Genomic DNA, 209 nt, shown 5'->3' with positions numbered 1-209 from the left:
TTCCGCTACATCCAGTTCGTAAAAATCTACGACGAGGTGGCCCCGGTCATCGAGGCGGACGAGCCGGAAGAATGCTTCGGTGGTACGAGCGTAACGTGCACGGCCGACCTGACACTGACCTTCACGGCGGTAGACGAGTGCTCCGACGTTGACGTGACGCTGCAACTGGACGCGAACTACGACGTTGCGCAGGGCTTCCGTCCGGACAA

General features: G+C 60.3%; 1 protein-coding gene. It reads left to right on the top strand.

Features of this window, described 5'->3' with window-relative positions; translation table 11 throughout:
* A partial coding sequence (locus H9S92_RS00110; protein WP_187464701.1) for a hypothetical protein occupies window positions 1-209 on the top strand: 209 nt, incomplete at both ends.

The sequence above is a fragment of the Neolewinella lacunae genome, assembly GCF_014349155.1.
In the GTDB taxonomy this organism is placed as follows: Bacteria; Bacteroidota; Bacteroidia; order Chitinophagales; family Saprospiraceae; genus Neolewinella; species Neolewinella lacunae.
This window is presented reverse-complemented; position numbering and strand designations above follow the sequence as displayed.